This is a genomic window from Methylomagnum ishizawai (genome assembly GCF_900155475.1).
Classification (GTDB): domain Bacteria; phylum Pseudomonadota; class Gammaproteobacteria; order Methylococcales; family Methylococcaceae; genus Methylomagnum; species Methylomagnum ishizawai_A.
In genome coordinates, this window is the sequence record NZ_FXAM01000001.1 from 2,700,395 (window position 1) to 2,716,474 (window position 16,080).

Annotated in this window: 16 protein-coding genes; 4 read left to right on the plus strand and 12 right to left on the minus strand. The window is 64.6% G+C overall.

Annotated elements, in window-relative coordinates:
- Positions 1-11 precede the first annotated feature (11 nt).
- Both rsgA and B9N93_RS11945 read right to left on the minus strand, forming a co-directional pair.
- The gene (gene rsgA / locus B9N93_RS11940) at positions 12-965 is read right to left on the minus strand and encodes a ribosome small subunit-dependent GTPase A (RefSeq protein ID WP_085213911.1); all 954 of its coding nucleotides are present in this window, start codon (positions 963-965) and stop codon (positions 12-14) included.
- The gene (locus tag B9N93_RS11945; RefSeq protein ID WP_085213913.1) at positions 965-2,206 is read right to left on the minus strand and encodes a M48 family metallopeptidase; all 1,242 of its coding nucleotides are present in this window, start codon (positions 2,204-2,206) and stop codon (positions 965-967) included. Before B9N93_RS11945 ends, rsgA begins: the two co-directional genes overlap by 1 nt.
- 129 nt (positions 2,207-2,335) lie before the next feature.
- Here B9N93_RS11945 and orn point away from each other — a divergent pair, with 129 nt between their 5' ends.
- Positions 2,336-2,881: an oligoribonuclease gene (gene orn, locus B9N93_RS11950; protein WP_085213915.1), complete on the plus strand. Its 546-nt coding sequence runs from the start codon at positions 2,336-2,338 to the stop codon at positions 2,879-2,881.
- Between the two features lie 3 nt (positions 2,882-2,884).
- On the opposite strand, the gene B9N93_RS11955 is transcribed toward orn, so the two are convergent.
- Together B9N93_RS11955 and B9N93_RS25490 are read right to left on the minus strand one after the other, a co-directional pair.
- Complete coding sequence (locus tag B9N93_RS11955) at positions 2,885-5,080, minus strand: ATP-binding protein (protein WP_085213918.1); 2,196 nt, start codon at positions 5,078-5,080, stop codon at positions 2,885-2,887.
- Positions 5,081-5,326: 246 nt separating this feature from the next.
- Positions 5,327-5,518 carry a zinc-ribbon domain-containing protein gene (locus B9N93_RS25490; RefSeq protein WP_176225245.1) on the minus strand — a complete coding sequence of 64 codons (192 nt, stop codon included), beginning with the start codon at positions 5,516-5,518 and terminating at the stop codon, positions 5,327-5,329.
- Positions 5,519-5,837: 319 nt separating this feature from the next.
- On the opposite strand from B9N93_RS25490, the gene B9N93_RS11960 reads away from it, so the two are divergent.
- Genes B9N93_RS11960 through B9N93_RS11970 form a run of 3 tightly spaced genes read left to right on the plus strand, consistent with a single transcriptional unit; the run spans position 5,838 to position 7,798 of the window.
- Positions 5,838-6,182 (plus strand): hypothetical protein, encoded by a 345-nt coding sequence (locus B9N93_RS11960; RefSeq protein WP_085213919.1) that lies wholly within the window; start codon positions 5,838-5,840, stop codon positions 6,180-6,182.
- Positions 6,183-6,201: 19 nt separating this feature from the next.
- Positions 6,202-7,044 (plus strand): HvfB family MNIO-type RiPP peptide maturase, encoded by an 843-nt coding sequence (locus tag B9N93_RS11965; protein ID WP_085213921.1) that lies wholly within the window; start codon positions 6,202-6,204, stop codon positions 7,042-7,044.
- A complete protein-coding gene (locus tag B9N93_RS11970; protein WP_085213923.1) occupies positions 7,037-7,798 on the plus strand; it encodes an HvfC family RiPP maturation protein in 762 nt (253 codons plus the stop codon). The genes B9N93_RS11965 and B9N93_RS11970 overlap by 8 nt, the downstream gene beginning before the upstream one ends.
- A gap of 15 nt (positions 7,799-7,813) precedes the next feature.
- On the opposite strand, the gene B9N93_RS11975 is transcribed toward B9N93_RS11970, so the two are convergent.
- The 8 genes from B9N93_RS11975 to accD all read right to left on the minus strand — a co-directional run bounded on the left by B9N93_RS11975 (position 7,814) and on the right by accD (position 16,073).
- Positions 7,814-8,125: a hypothetical protein gene (locus tag B9N93_RS11975; protein ID WP_085213925.1), complete on the minus strand. Its 312-nt coding sequence runs from the start codon at positions 8,123-8,125 to the stop codon at positions 7,814-7,816.
- Between the two features lie 13 nt (positions 8,126-8,138).
- The gene (locus tag B9N93_RS11980) at positions 8,139-9,485 is read right to left on the minus strand and encodes a UDP-glucose dehydrogenase family protein (RefSeq protein ID WP_085213927.1); all 1,347 of its coding nucleotides are present in this window, start codon (positions 9,483-9,485) and stop codon (positions 8,139-8,141) included.
- A gap of 49 nt (positions 9,486-9,534) precedes the next feature.
- A complete protein-coding gene (locus B9N93_RS11985; protein WP_085213929.1) occupies positions 9,535-10,722 on the minus strand; it encodes an O-succinylhomoserine sulfhydrylase in 1,188 nt (395 codons plus the stop codon).
- A gap of 69 nt (positions 10,723-10,791) precedes the next feature.
- The gene (gene purF / locus B9N93_RS11990; protein ID WP_085213931.1) at positions 10,792-12,300 is read right to left on the minus strand and encodes an amidophosphoribosyltransferase; all 1,509 of its coding nucleotides are present in this window, start codon (positions 12,298-12,300) and stop codon (positions 10,792-10,794) included.
- Positions 12,301-12,309: 9 nt separating this feature from the next.
- Complete coding sequence (locus tag B9N93_RS11995; protein ID WP_085213933.1) at positions 12,310-12,819, minus strand: CvpA family protein; 510 nt, start codon at positions 12,817-12,819, stop codon at positions 12,310-12,312.
- A 26-nt stretch (positions 12,820-12,845) separates the two neighbouring features.
- The gene (locus B9N93_RS26715; RefSeq protein WP_085213935.1) at positions 12,846-13,835 is read right to left on the minus strand and encodes an SPOR domain-containing protein; all 990 of its coding nucleotides are present in this window, start codon (positions 13,833-13,835) and stop codon (positions 12,846-12,848) included.
- Between the two features lie 17 nt (positions 13,836-13,852).
- Positions 13,853-15,115, minus strand: a complete 1,263-nt coding sequence (folC, locus tag B9N93_RS12005) for a bifunctional tetrahydrofolate synthase/dihydrofolate synthase (protein ID WP_085213936.1) — start codon at positions 15,113-15,115, stop codon at positions 13,853-13,855.
- Between the two features lie 4 nt (positions 15,116-15,119).
- Complete coding sequence (gene accD, locus B9N93_RS12010) at positions 15,120-16,073, minus strand: acetyl-CoA carboxylase, carboxyltransferase subunit beta (RefSeq protein ID WP_085213938.1); 954 nt, start codon at positions 16,071-16,073, stop codon at positions 15,120-15,122.
- Between the last annotated feature and the right edge of the window lie 7 nt (positions 16,074-16,080).

The window sequence follows — 16,080 nt, forward strand, 5'->3', positions numbered from 1 at the left end:
CGTGGCCTGGGTCACGGCCCGCCCATGAGTTGCAGCTTGCCCAGCAGCTTGACGAAGCGCCGGTAGCGGTCGGGACCGATGGTCCCGGCCTCGGCGGCTTCCCGCACGGCGCAACCCTTGTCGCCGGTATGGCGGCAATCGTTGAAGCGGCAGCGCCCCAACCAGTCGCGGAATTCGCGGTAGCCCCAAGCCAAATCCTGGGCGTTCATCTCGGCCAAGCCGAACACGGCCACGCCGGGACTATCGATCAGATCGCCGCCGCCGGGCAGATGGTAGAGGGTGGCGGCGGTGGTGGTATGGCGGCCCAAACCGGCCTTCTCGGACAATTCGCGGGTGCGGAGTTGCCGGTCCGGCAACAGCGCGTTGGTCAGCGAGGATTTGCCCACCCCGGATTGCCCGGCCAGCATGGCGCAGCGCCCCGCCAGCCCCGCCCGCAAGCCGTCCAAGCCCTCGCCGCTCTTGGCGCTGACCGCGAAGCCGGAATAGCCCAGGGCTTGGTAATCCGCCAAGGTGGCGAGGACGGCGGCGCGGTCGCCGACCCGGTCGATCTTGTTCACCACCACCGCCGCCGCCAAGTCCCGATGCTCGCAAGCGGCCAGATATTGATCCACCAGCAACCAATCCGGCTCCGGCGCGGGAGCCACCACCACCAGCACGATATCCAGGTTCGCCGCCACCGGCCTGACCTTGGCGTTATGACCGGGCCGGGTCAATAGGCTGCGGCGCGGCAAGACCTCTTCCACCCGGCCCTGGCCCTCGCTGGACACCCACAGCACCCGGTCGCCCACGGCCACGCCGCCCAAGCGCCTGCGGGTATGACATAGCACGATCTCGCCCGCCGCGTTCTCGACGGCCAAGCCCTGTCCCAGATGGCTGATGACCAAGCCTTGTTGCGGGGACGGAGTGGCTGCTTGGGAAACCGCGCCGGGCGGTTCCGGCGCGGCGGAGGCCCGCTTCCTGGCCATCAGCCGGTTTTGGCGGCGAGATGGGCGATACGGATCGCGGCGGGGGGATGGCTGTAATGGAAGGCCGAATACAAGGGGTCCGGGGTCAGGGTGCTGGCATTCTCGCGGTAGAGCTTGACCAAAGCGCTGATGAGATGGGCGGGCCGGGTCTGGCCGGCGGCGAAATCGTCGGCCTCGAACTCATAACGCCGCTGGAAATAGGCCATGGCCGGTTGCAGGAACAAGGTGAAGGCCGGGGACACCAACATGAACAGCAGCAAGGCCATAGCGTTGGAAGAGGTATGGACCCCCAGCCCCGCATAGAACCACTCCTGCCCGCTCAGCCAGCCCAACAGGGCGAAACCGATCAAGCTGACCGTGGCGCTCACCCCCAGCATCTTGAACACATGGCGGTGCTTGAAATGGCCCAGCTCGTGGGCCAGGACCGCCTCCAACTCGTCGTGTTCCAGCGAATCGACCAAGGTATCGAAGAACACGATGCGCTTGCTATTGCCCATCCCGGTGAAATAAGCGTTGCCATGGCCCGAGCGGCGCGAGCCGTCCATCACGAAAATCCCCTGGCTTTGGAAGCCACAACGCGCCAACAGGGTTTCGATGCGCTGTTTCAAGGCCGCGTCCTGCAAGGGCGTGAACTTATTGAACAGCGGGGCGATGAAGGTCGGGAACGCCCAGCTCATCAGCAGGGAAAACCCCATCAGGATGGCCCAGGCCAGCAACCACCACGCGCCCACGCTGTCCATGACCCAGAGGATCAAGGCCAGGATCGGCGTGCCGATAGCGAGGCTCAGCAACAATTGCAGGCCCAAATCCTTGGCGAATTGCTTGGGGGTGTTGCGGTTGAAACCGTAGCGCTCCTCGATGACGAAGGTCTTATAGAGGCCGAGCGGCAAACCCAGCAATTGCATCAGGATCAAGGTGGTCAGGATCGCGCCGATCCCGGTGGCGAGCGGCCCCAGGCCGAAGCTGGCCCAAAAGCCCTGGATCGCCTCGATGCCGCCGCCCAGGGTGAACAACAGCAGGATCAGCACCTCGATGGGCCGGTCGATATCGGCGAGGCGGTTCTTGTCCAGGGTGTAGTCGGCGGCTTTCTGGTGGGCTTCCAGGTCGATGCTATCGCGGAAGGCGGGCGGAACGGCGGCGCGGTGGGCCAGGACGTGGGCGGCTTGGCGGCGCGACAGCCACCATTCGACGCCGAAGGACACGGCCACGGCGAGCAGGAATAGGACGGTGAAGGCATTCATGGGGGGAAACAACTCCGTTGCGGTCGGTGGCACAGCTTAGCCTTTGGTAGAATCACTGACAAGCGGCCCAAGGCAACGTTCCCAACCTGGGCCATTATTGCTTTATGCTTGATATCCAAGGAAAAAATCATGGCGACAACGGCGCAGGACTTGATCTGGATCGACCTGGAAATGACCGGGCTCGATCCCTCATCCGACCGGATCATCGAGGTGGCGACCCTCGTCACCGACAAGGATTTGAACCTCCTGGCCGAAGGCCCGGTGCTGGCGGTGTTCCAGGACGAAAACACCCTCGCGGGGATGGACGACTGGAACCGGAAGCACCATGGCGCCTCTGGACTCATCGACCGGGTGCGGGCAAGCCGGGTGGACGAGGCCGGAGCCGAGCGGCTGACCGTGGAATTCCTGGAACGCTGGATCGCGCCGGGGGTTTCGCCCATGTGCGGCAATAGCATCTGCCAGGACCGGCGCTTCCTGGCCCGCCACATGCCCCGGCTGGAGGCCCATTTCCATTACCGCAACCTGGATGTATCCACCCTGAAGGAATTGGCGGCGCGGTGGGCACCGCAGGTCAAGGAAGGTTTCAAGAAGAACAACAGCCACCGGGCGCTGGACGACATCCGGGAATCCATCGCCGAACTCCGCTATTACCGGCAGCATTTGCTCAAGGTGTGAGGCTCAATCGAGCAAGCGCAGGGGAACATCTGCATCGGCTTCGTCCAACGCCGTGAAGAGTTGGTCCCGCTCCTCCAGGAAGCGGTTGATTTCCTGGTCCAGGCGTTGGGCCTTGAGGTCCAGGTTCGGGGTATGGGCCGATTGCAGCACGGCCCGCTCCAAGGCATCGGCGCTGCTGCGGATGCCCCCCAGGCCGCAGAACGAGGCCGAGCCGTTGATCCTATGGGCGGATTCCCGCAGCTTGGTGAAATCCCCGCCGCGCAAGGCCCGCTGGATTTCCTGCGATTGCTCCTGCAACTCCTTCACCAACTTCCGGGCCAGCGATTGGGCCAGCGGGCGGTCGCCGCCGGTCTTTTCCAGGAACACCGCCGCGCAATCCGCGAGCGGCTCGGTCCCGGCCCGTGCCGACGGGACCGGCCCGATCTTCAGATATTTCCCCAACACCGCCAACAACGGCCCGTCCAGGACCGGCTTGAGCAGCACATCGGCGAAACCGGCCTGGACGATGGCGATCCGCTCCTCTTCGTCGAGATGGGCCGTCACCGCGACGAAGGGCGTGCCATGGTTGGGCGAGAACTCCCCGAGCAGCAATTCCCGGAGCAGTTGCAGACCGCTCATCCCCGGCATCCTGAGGTCCATGAACACCAGGTCGAAAGCGCGGGTCCGAAGGCGCACCAACGCCTTGGTGCCGTTCGATGCCTCCACCACCCGCGCCCCCAACCGGGTCAGGCGGGCCTCCAGCAAGCGGCGGTTGATCTCGTTATCGTCCACCACCAGGCACTGCCGCCCCACCAACAGCGTGGACATCCCATCGAAGTGTGCCGCAACCTTCGGCGGGGCGGGACTTTCGGCCAGGAGTTCCGACAAGGCGTCGCTCCGCACCGGATAGCCCAGGCAAGGCAGGTGCCTCGCCCGGCAATACTCGCGGACGCGGCGGCTGGAATACGGCAGGATCAACACCGGACGCCCGCCCGCCGCCCGGACCCGCTCGATGCCCCTCAGCAACAAGGGTTGGGATTTCGCGGCGGCGTTGATGAGCACCAGGACGCCATGCGCCCCGGCCTGATAGCTCTGGTCGAATTCTTCCAGGCTGGCGAAGCCGTAGCCGGTCGCACCCACGCTTTGCAATTGGTAGCGCAAGGCCTTGCGGGACAAGGGATCGGGATCGATCAAGGCCAGCTTGAATCCGGGGAACCCGGGCTTGCCGCGGACCTCGCCCGCCGCCAAAGGATGGGTAAACCAGAATGTGGACCCCTTGCCGGGCCGGCTCACCACGCCGATGGTCCCGCCCATGCGTTCGACGATGGCGCGGGCGATATTCAACCCCAGGCCGGAACCGCGCTCGCCATTGGACGCATACCCGTCCACTTGGGAAAACGGCGCGAACAAATGGTCCAGATGCTCGGCGGCGATGCCACGCCCGGTATCCGACACCGAGAACAACAACCTGGGGTCGGCACGCCGCAAACGCCGCGCCCGCACCACGATCCGCCCGGCATGGGTGAACTTGACCGCGTTGCCCAGGAGGTTGGCGACCACCTGTTGCAGGCGGATGGGATCGCCATGGAACAACTCCGGCACGGAAGGCTCGACGCACAGCACGATGGATACCTTGGCGCGGGCGCTGATCAGCGCCACGGTGTCTTCGAGATAGGGCCGCAAGGGGAACCATTCGGGCTTCAGCCCGAATTGCTCGGCTTCGATCCGGGCGAGGTCGAGGATTTCATTGACGATTTCCAGGAGGTTCTTGGCCGAGCGCTCGATCAAACCCAGTTTTTCGAGCTGGTATTCGGCCAGTGGGGTTTTGGCCAGTAGATCGGCGAAACCGATGATGCCGTTCATCGGGGTGCGCATTTCGTGGCTCATCTGGGCCAGGAAGCGGGTTTTGACCTGGGCGCGGGTTTCGGCCTGCCGACAGGCCCGTTCCAGTTCCTCATTGCGGGCTTCCAAGGCGTCCAATCTCGCGCGCAGGCTGGGCAAGCCCGGCCCACCGCGGCGGGCCGGGACGCGATCCGAGCCGGGACCGGTCCGCACCAACGCCAGGGTGGTCAGCAACAGGATCGAAGCCCAGCCTCCGAGGCCCAGCAAGGCCCAATCCCCCTCCCGTCCGAAGCGGTGGGCCAGGATCGCGGCCAAGGCCCACCCCACGGCCACTCCGCATAGTTTCACGCCGATATGGATACGCAACTCAAACCGCATGTAATGAAGCCGTTTTTCCCGGCGGGGCACGAGCCAACAACGCGAGCCTGACACCGCGCCCAGGCCCGGAAAAGGCCGTCCAGCGCTATCACGCGAACGGCTAGTCTACAACAATAGGCTATATCCGGCGCTAAGGAGATGAATCAGGGGATTTCTGTGCCGGCCGGGGGGAAGGGCCGGTCTTGGCGGGGGACAATCGGCTACCCCGCGTGGCGGATAACCGCTGCGGGAAACGCCACCGGTCCGTCAAAGTCCCGAGATGATGGCGATGAGCAACAACAACAGGAAAACGCCGGTGGTCACGAACATGGTGAACCAGCTCCAACGCCCCCCGCCCGCGCCCGCCGCGCCACCGCCGGCCTCTTCGATGGGCTGTCCGCAACCGCTGCAAACAACCGCCTTGTCCTTCACCTCTTTACCGCAGTGGCGACAATACATGGTCCAACCCTCGCTCGCTTTTGATCTTGAACACGACGCGCCCGGTCGCCGGGCGCGGCAGAGCATAGCGCAATGCGTCCCGGCCCGCCAGGATGGGCCGGCGGCCCCGGATCGGCCACTGCACAAGACCGGGTCCGTTATGTGAGAATACCGTCCCCACGGGGCTTCCAGGCCGGGGCCGATCCACGGCGGCGTGTCCACGGCGCAACTTTCCGGCATCCCCAGGTCTAAGGCTACCGTGCGCCGGCCACCCATCCAGCACCCCGCGGGACGACCGGCCATACCAACTAGATCAGCAACGAGAAGAGGAAACCGAGACATGAGCAAGAAGACCATCGGCACCGTCATGGGCGCTGCCATCGCCACCACCCTGGCCGGTGCCGTCCACGCGGGCGAGAATCCGTTCGCGTTGAAAGACCTCGCCAACGGCTATATGCAAGTGGCCGAAGCGGGCAAGGAATCCAAGGAAATGGTCTGCGGCGAAGGCAAATGCGGCGGAAAAGCGGCGAAAAGCCCGGAGATGAACTGCGGCGCGATGAAAGAACAAGCGCTCAAGAAGGAAGCCGAGCAAGCCAAGGCGATGGAAGGCAAATGCGCCGGCATGAAGATGGACGCCCCGGCCCCGGCCACCCCGGCCCCCGCCGACGCCCCGAAACCCCAATAAGCCCCGCCCGCCGCGCCGCATGAACGAATTGGCGATACAAGGCGCGGGACTCGGACTCAGGCGGGCCTTCATCGGCCCCCTGAGCGGGCATCCGCCCGTCCACATCGATTTCCACGAGGTCGCCCCGGAAAACTGGATGCGGATCGGCGGCAGGCTCGGCAAGCAATTCCGCGCCCTGACCGAACGCCAACCCTTCATCGGCCACGGCCTGTCCCTCTCCCTGGGCAGCCCCGCCGCGCTGGACGAAGCCTTCGTCCGCGAAATCAAGACCTTCCTCGACCGGCACGGCATCGCCCGCTATAGCGAACACCTGAGCTATTGCGGCGACGAGGGCCACCTCTACGACCTGATGCCCATCCCCTTCACGCCGGAAGCCGTGCGCTACGTGGCGGCGCGGATCCGCAGGGTGCAGGACATCCTGGAACGGCGCATCGCCATCGAGAACATCTCCTATTACGCCGCCCCCGGCCAGGAAATGGCCGAAATCGATTTCCTCAAGGGGGTTTTAGCCGAGGCCGATTGCGACTTGCTGCTGGACGTGAACAACATCTACGTCAACAGCGTCAACCACGGCTACGACGCCGCGGCCTTCCTCGACGCCATCCCCGGCGAACGCATCGCCTACCTGCATGTCGCCGGGCATTATGTCGAGGCCGAGGATTTCCTGGTCGATACCCATGGCGCGGCCATCGTCGATCCAGTGTGGCGGCTGTTGGACCGCGCCTACGCCCGCTTCGGTGTCCTGCCCACCCTGCTGGAACGCGATTTCAACCTCCCGCCGCTGGCCGAATTACTGGCCGAGGTGGACCAAATCCGCGCCCTGCAAGCCCGCCACGCCCAAGCCCTGCGCCGCTATGCCTGAAGCCGATTTCCAGCGGATACAGCGCGAATTCGCCGCCCATATCCGCGATCCCGCCCGCCAGCCCGCGCCCGCCGATGTCGCGCCCCGGCGCATGGCGACCTACCGCGAACTGTTCTTCAACAACATCGAGAATTTCATCGCCACCGGCTTCCCGGTGCTGCAATCGATCCTGGCGGGCGAACGCTGGACGGCCCTGGTCGAGGATTTCTACGCCCGCCACCGCTGCCAAACCCCGTTGTTCGTCGAAATCGCCCAGGAATTCCTGGCCTATCTCGGCGCAGAGCGCGGCCCGCGGCCGGACGATCCGCCTTTTATGCCGGAATTGGCCCATTACGAATGGGTGGAACTGGCCCTGGCCGTCGCCGAAGCCGAAGTGCCGCCGCTGGCCCCGGAGTTCGAGACCAACCCGCTGGCGCACACGCTGCGGCTGTCCGAACTGGCCTGGCCCTTGGCCTACGGCTATCCCGTGCATTTAATCGGGCCGGACCATCAGCCAACCGAACCCCCGGCACGACCCACCTGCCTGGTGGTATACCGGGACGCGGAGGACGCGGTGCGGTTCACGGAGGTCAACCCGGCGACCTACCGGCTGCTGACCTTGCTGGAAGAAAACGGCCCCACCCCGGCGGTGGACTGCCTGACCCGGCTCGCGGAGGAGTTGCGCCATCCCGACCCCGCCGCCGTGCTGGCGTTCGGGGCGGAGATATTGCGGGATTTGGGGCGGCGCGGGGTGGTCGGGACCGTCGACGCCTGACAGCGGACGGAGGTTTCAGGCCCGGAAACCCGCCCGCTGCCCGGCGTATTCCCGCTCGTTCCTGAACCACAGCGACCGCCCATGCAGATAGCCCACAAAGGTCCAGGTCGCCAGCGCCAACACCACCCGCAACAGCCAGTTCCCCTCGGCGCTGAACACGCTGCCGAAGCGCGAATATTGGAACACGGCCATCGAAAAGCAGAACATGAACCCGCCCCAGCGCAGCACGCCGTAGGACCACACGAAGCGGCGCATCCCCAAGGCCCGCAAGCGCTCCCACTCGGCGAGCCGCTCGGGCGGCCAATCGGCACGGACAGGCTTGCTCATCGCGCCCTCGCCATCAGGCCGCGCCGCCTTGGAGGGAATCGCCGCGCCCGATGGCGTAATAATCGAGACCCAGCGCCTTCACCCGGACCGGATCGTACAGGTTCCGGCCATCGAAGATCACCGGATGCGACAGGCTGGCCTTGATGAGATCGAAATCCGGGCTGCGGAACATGTTCCACTCGGTCACGATGATCAAGGCGTCGGCCCCGCGCAGGGCGGCTTCGGGGCTCTCGCACAGCACCAGATCGGCGCGTTCGCCATAGAGGCGTCCCGCCTCCGCCATCGCCACCGGATCGAACGCCCGCACCCCGGCCCCCGCCGCCCACAGCGCCTCCATCAACACCCGGCTCGACGCCTCCCGCATGTCGTCGGTGTTGGGCTTGAAGGCCAAGCCCCACAGGGCGAAGGTCTTGCCGCCCAGATCGCCCTTGAAATAACCCTCAACCTTTTCGTACAGCTTCAACTTCTGGCGCTCGTTCACATCCTCCACCGCCCGCAACAATTGCGCGGCATAGCCCACGTCGCGGGCGGTGCGTTCCAGCGCCTTCACGTCCTTGGGGAAACAGGAACCGCCATAGCCACAGCCCGGATAGATGAAGTGGTAGCCGATCCGGGGGTCGGAACCGATGCCCACCCTCACCTTCTCGATATCCGCGCCCAGGCACTCGGCCAGGTTCGCCAGTTCGTTCATGAAGCTGATCTTGGTGGCGAGCATGGCGTTGGCGGCATACTTGGTCAGTTCGGCGGAACGGATATCCATGCACACCAGCCGGTCGTGGTTGCGGTTGAACGGGGCGTACAGCGCCCGCAGCAATTCGGTGGTGCGCGGATTGTCGGTGCCCACCACGATGCGGTCGGGCTTCATGAAATCCTCGATGGCCGCGCCTTCCTTTAAAAATTCCGGGTTCGACACCACATCGAATTCCACCGCCGCCTGCCGCCCGGCCAGCACGGCCTGGATGGCCCCGCGCACCGTATCGGCGGTGCCCACCGGCACGGTGGATTTATTGACCACGATGCGGTAATCCGTGATCCGCTCGGCGATGCCCCGCGCCACGGCCAGGACATATTGCAGGTCGGCGGAACCGTCCTCGTCGGGCGGCGTGCCCACGGCGACGAATTGGAACAGCCCATGCGCCACCGCCAGATCGAGGTCGGTGGTGAAGCGCAGGCGGCCGGCCGCCCGGTTGCGTTTAATCAGCACGTCCAGGCCGGGTTCGTGGATGGGCACCCCGCCCCCGTTGAGCAAGTCGATCTTGCCCGGATCGATGTCCATGCACACCACATCGTTGCCCACCTCGGCGAGGCAAGCCCCGGTCACCAGGCCCACGTAGCCGGAACCGAACACGGTCACTTTCATAGGATTCCCTTGGATTGGAAAAAGCGGAGCAAGGCCGGGGAGCGGCGGCTCATCCGGGGAAAGCCCGCCGCAGGTCGTTTTTGATGTCTTCCAGGTTTTCGAGTCCCACGGCCATGCGGATCAGCCCCGCGCCGATACCCGCCGCCGCCCGCTCGGCCTCGCTCAGGCGGCTGTGGGTGGTGGTGGCGGGGTGGGTGACGGTGGTCTTGGTGTCGCCCAGGTTGGCGGTGATGGACAGCATCCGGGTGGCGTCGATCAAGCGCCAGGCCGCGTCCTGGCCACCCTCGACCGCGAAGCTGACGATACCGCCGCCCGCCGCTTGCTGGCGCAGGGCCAGTTCGTGCTGGGGATGGGAAGCGAGGCCGGGATAATGCACCCGCTCCACCCAGCTTTGGCTTTCCAGCCAGGTGGCGAGCGCCAAGGCGTTCTCGCTATGCGCCTTCATCCTCAGCGCCAGGGTTTCCAAGCCCTTGAGGAACACCCAGGCATTGAACGGGCTCATAGCCGGCCCGCCGGTGCGGGTGAACGGATAAATCTGTTTTTCCAACAATGCGTCGGCCCCGACGATGGCCCCGCCCAGGCAGCGGCCCTGCCCATCCAGATATTTGGTGGCGGAATGGATCACGATATCCGCGCCCAGCGCCAGGGGTTTCTGCAACACCGGGGTACAAAAGCAATTGTCCACCGCCAATAAAGCCCCATGATCGTGGGCCAAGGTTGCAAGCCTGTGAATATCGGCCACCTCGGTCAGGGGATTGGACGGGGTTTCCAGGAACAGCAGCCGGGTTTCCGGGCGGAGGGCGGCTTCCCAGGCGGCATAGTCGGTGAGATCGACAAAGGTGGTCGAGACGGCGAACTTGCCCAGGATGTTCTGGAATAACAAGGTGGTGTTGCCGAACACCCCGCGTGAACACACCACATGATCGCCCGCCTTGAGCAGTCCGAACGCGGCGCTGGCAATGGCCGCCATGCCGGAGGCCGTGGCGATGCAGCGCTCCCCGCCCTCCAACGCGGCCAGCCGCTCCTCGAAGGTCCGCACGGTGGGGTTGGTGAAGCGGGAATAGATATTGCCCGGCTGCGCCCCGGAAAACCGCGCCGCCGCCTCGGCGGCGCTGCTGAACACGAAGCTGGAGGTGGCGAAAATGGGATCGGAATGCTCGCACTCGGCGGTGCGGCGCTGTCCGGCGCGAATGGCCTGGGTTTCCAGGGCGTAGTCGTTCCAGTCGATATCGGTCACGGTGGGTTTATCCTCGTGGATTATTCAACGGTACATAAGCCATATTCCATTTGAAAGGCCAGCGCGGCCCTAGCCCGCATTATGCAATTCCATCACCGAACTCCCCGAATCGCGCCTGGCCTTGGCCCCGTCGTTGCGGTGGCAGGATAAGCGGTCCAGATAATCCTGACTGATATCGCCGGTCACATATTCGCCGTTGAAACAGGAGGTATCGAACGCCTCGATTTTGGGATTGCCGCGCCGCACCGAATCGATCAAATCCTCCAAATCCTGATAGACCAGCCAATCACAACCCAATTCCCGCTGCACTTCCATATCGGTGCGGCCATAGGCCACCAATTCATGGGCGGCGGGCATATCGATCCCATAGACATTGGGATAACGCACTGGCGGCGAGGCCGAGGCAAAATAAACCTTGTTGGCCCCGGCATCCCGTGCCATTTGGATAATCTGGGTCGAGGTGGTGCCGCGCACGATGGAATCGTCCACCAACAGCACGTTCTTACCCTTGAATTCCAGGTCGATGGCGTTGAGTTTCTGCCGCACCGATTTCTTGCGGAGATTCTGGCCGGGCATGATGAAGGTGCGCCCGATATAACGGTTCTTGATGAAACCCTCGCGGTATTTCACGCCCAGGCGGTTGGCGAGTTGCAGGGCCGAGGTGCGGCTGGTATCGGGGATGGGAATCACCACGTCGATATCATAGTCCGGGCGCAGCCGCAGAATCTTGTCGGCCAGATGGTCGCCCATCCGCAACCGGGCCTTGTAGACCGAAATATCGTCGATGATCGAATCGGGCCGGGCGAAATAGACATACTCGAAGATGCACGGCGTATGGCGGGTCTGCTCGGCGCACAAACGGGTATGCAGCTTGCCATCCTTCTCGATGACGATGGCCTCGCCCGGCTGCACGTCGCGGATCAGGTCGAAACCCAGCACATCGAGGGCGACGCTCTCGGAGGCGATCATATAATCGGTGCCGTTCGGGGTCCTGCGCTCGCCGAACACCAGGGGACGGATGCCGTTGGGGTCGCGGAAGGCGATGATGCCGAAGCCGGTGATCATCGCCACCACCGTATAAGCCCCCCGGCAGCGCCGATGCACCCCGGCCACCGCCTGGAACACATCCTCCGGCCCGACCCGGAGTTTGCCGAGTTCCATCAATTCGTGGGCGAACACGTTGAGGAGGACTTCGGAATCGGAATCGGTGTTGATATGGCGCTGGTCCTGCACGAACAATTCGCGCTTCAGCACCTCGGCATTGGTCAGGTTGCCGTTATGGGCCAGGGTGATGCCGTAGGGCGAGTTCACGTAGAACGGCTGGGCTTCGGCGGAACTGGTACAGCCAGCGGTCGGATAGCGCACATGGGCGATACCCATGCCACCCCTGAGGTTCACCATATGGCGGGTATGAAATACATCCCGCACCAAGCCGCTTTCCTTGCGCAGGTTCATGCGATCCCCTTCGCAGGTCACGATACCGGCGGCGTCCTGGCCGCGGTGTTGGAGGACGGTCAAAGCCTCGTAAAGCTCTTGATTGACCTCTTCGCTGGAAACGAGGCCGGCAATACCACACATGTCACTCACCTATCGATGGGAAGCTGTCGAAGACTTGAAGGGGCCGCCGCGGTCGATTTGGCCGCGCAGCCGGAGGGCCAGGGATTGGAAGGGTGGAATCAGTTTAGACGACTTCCACCAAGGATCGCTCGTCAAGGGCGTGGCCGCCGCCCCCAGGACCAACATCGCCACCAGGAGGACTCCACGGGCGAGGCCGAACACCATCCCGGCCAGGCGGTCGGCACCGGCCAGGCCGGTGCCCTGTACCAGTTTGTTGAGCAGGAACGCCAGCACGCCCGCCACGACCAAGGTAGCGGCGAGCAGGAGGGCGAACGCGGCGGCGAAACGGACCGAAGGCGGGTTGATCGCGGTCAACCAATGGGCCGACACTTCGCCGCTATAGCGCAGTCCCACCCAGAGCGCCGCAGCCCAGGCCAGCAGGGAAAACACCTCCCGCACCAAGCCCCGGCCCAAGCCGACCACGCCGGACAGGCCGACGATCCCGACGATGCCATAATCCACCCCGGTCAAGGGCGGCATCGCCCGACCCGCGCACCCACCGGCGCTTATTTGCGCGGCAAGATCAAGCTCTTGATCCCCACCGCGCCCTCGATCTGCTTTTGCACCTGTTCCGCCCGGCCCCGGTTCAATTCTGGTCCGACCCGCACCCGGTAGGTCACGCCGGAGCCGCCATGGATGGTCTCCACATAGGCCGCGATGCTCTGTTTGCGCAGCCGTTCCGCCAAACCACGGGCATTGCTCTCGCTCGCGAAGCTACCGGCCTGGACCACCCAGGCGGAAGGCGTTTCGGTCGGCGCGGCGGAATGTTTGGGTTCGGGCGGCTTGGGCGGGGTGAGCTTGGCCAGGGTTTCGGGCGGCGGGGTTTTGGGCACGGGCGCGGCGGGCTTGGGCGATGCCGCCGGGGACTCCGCCACCGGCGTGGCGGCGGGTTTCAAAGCTGGCTTGGCCGCGACCGGATCGGCGGGTTTGGGTTGCTGCGGGGATTTTGGCTTATCCTGCGGCTTCTTCGCAGCGGGTTCTACCGGCTTGGGCACGGGCGGAACCTTAGCGGATTTACCAGGCTTGGCCGGTTCGGCCAAGGCGGCCTTGGGGATGGGCGCTTGCTTGGCACCGGGTTTGCCCAGGGCGGGCGGCTCGCCCCCTTCGTCCGTGCCCGTAAAATCCTCTTCCCCGGCGGAGGCTTCGGTGGTTTCCTCCACCGGCTCCTCGACGGAAGCGGCGGCTTCCTCGGGCGGCGGCTCGGCCTTGGGCGGCTTCGGCGGCGGCGCGTCTTCCAGGGGAATCACCCGGTAGCCGGTTTCGGCGGCGGTTTTTTGCCCCTTCTTGTTCTCGGGCTGCTCGGCCTGGGCGATATCCGCCGCCGACTTGGGTAGCTCGATGCTCTTCTGTTCAATGGGTTCGGGTGGGGCGGATAGCTCGACCGCCGCCTTATCCTTGGGGTGTCCGGGGTCCTCGAACAACATCGGCACGAAGATCACCACCAAGCCCACGATAATCGTCGCGCCCAGCAGGCGCTGCTTCAATTGCTCATCCATTCGACAACAACCTCGGGTCAGGCGGTATGAGCCAGATACTCGGACACCAGGAAAAACGAACCGAACACCAGGATGAGATCGCCGCTCCGGGCGCTGGCGCGGGCCTTTGCCAACGCCGCGGCCATATCGCCGAACCCTTGTTCGACGGCGGAAACGCCCAAAGCGCGGAATACTTCGAGCAATTCCCCGGCGGTGGCGGCCCTGGGCATGGCGAGCGGTGCCAGATACCAATGGTCGATCTCGGCACGGATATGTTCAACAATGCCGACGATATCCTTATCCCGCATCACCGCGAACACCGCATGGACCTTGCGGCCCGCGAATTCCCGGCGGAGATACCCGGCCAGCATCCTGACCGCCTGCGGATTATGGGCCACATCCAGCAGCACGGGAACCTCGCCCGGAAAGAATTGGAACCGGCCCATCAGGCTGACCCCGGCGAGACCGCCACGGATGGCGTCCACCGAAACCGGCCGCCGGTCGGCGATCCGGTGCAGGGTTTCCAACACCGCCGCGGCGTTCATGAGTTGATGCTCGCCGGGGATCGCGGGCCGGGGCAGATCGTCGAGACGTGCCGCCCCGCTCCACCAAGCCCAACCCCGCCCGGAAACCGCATAGCCAAAATCCCGGCCCTGGCAGCGCAAGGGTACGCCCTGTTGTTCGGCATAGCCTAGCACCGAATCCGGCACCGCCGGATCGCCGATCACGGCGGGCCGCCCGGCGCGGAAAATCCCGGCCTTTTCCAGGCCAATCGCCTCGCGGGTATGGCCCAGCCATTCCTGATGGTCGATATCGATGCTGGCGAGCAAGGCGGCATCGGTGTCGATGATGTTCACCGCATCCAACCTGCCGCCCAAGCCCACCTCCAGAATCTGCACGTCCAAACCGGCGGCGGCGAAGATATCCAGGGCCGCGAGGGTGCCGAACTCGAAAAAGCTGAGGGAGGTTGCGCCACGGGCGGCGTCGATGCGGGCGAAAGCTTCGCAGATGGGCGCGTCGTCCACCATCCGGCCATCGATGCGGATGCGCTCGTTGTACTTGAGGATATGCGGCGAGGTATAAGTGCCCACCCGGTAGCCTTGCGCCCTGAGGATCGCGTCCAACAGGGCGACACAGGAACCCTTGCCATTGGTGCCGCCCACGGTGATGGTGAACGGAACCCGGCGGTCCCCATCCATCGCCGCGAACACCCGGCTCACCCGGCCCAGCCCCATGTCGATGGCGCGGGGATGCAAGGTCTCCTGCCAAGCCAGCCAATCAGCCAGCGTTGTGAAACGCATGGGTTTAGGCGTCGCCTTGGGGTTCGCCGCTGGGCAGCGGCGCATCGGTGGCGACTATTTCAGGCTTGGGTTCTTCGACCACGGGCGGTTTCTGCGCCACGGACGGCCTACCGGTCATCAAAAGGTCGAGTAAGGCCGCGATCTTGCCGCGCATTTCGCGGCGGTCCACGATCATATCCAAGGCACCGTGTTCCAGCAGGAATTCGCTGCGCTGGAAGCCTTCCGGCAGTTTCTCGCGCACGGTCTGCTCGATCACCCGTGGCCCTGCGAAGCCGATCAAAGCACCCGGCTCGCCGATATTGATATCGCCCAGCATCGCCAAACTGGCCGACACCCCGCCCATGGTGGGATCGGTCAGCACCGAAATGAACGGCAAACCGGCGGCGGCGAGTTTGGCCAAGGCGGCGCTGGTCTTCGCCATCTGGAACAAGGACAGCAAGGATTCCTGCATCCGCGCCCCGCCGCTGGCGCTGAACACCACCAGGGGCATCCCGTGGGCCAAGCAATGATTGACCCCGCGCACGAAACGCTCGCCCACCACCGACCCCATGGACCCGGCCATGAAATCGAAATTGAAGGCGGCGGCGACCACGGGACGCCCTTCCAACTGCCCGGCGACCACGCTTAGCGCGTCCTTTTCCCCGGTGGCTTTCTGGGCCTGGGACAGGCGGTCCTTGTATTTCTTGCTATCGCGGAATTTCAAGGGATCGAGCGGGGCGAGGTTCTCGCCGAGTTCCAGGCGGTTCCCAGGATCGAGGAACAGATGCAGACGCTTCTTGCTACCGATCCGCATGTGATGGCCGCACTTGGGGCAGACTTCAAGGTTCCGCTCCACCTCCGAGCGATAGAGGATGGCGTTGCAACTCGGGCATTTGCTCCACAATCCTTCCGGCACCGTGCTTTTGGTAGAAGCTTCCGTGCGGATTTTCGAAGGAACAAGTTTGTGAAACCAGCTCAAGGGGTTG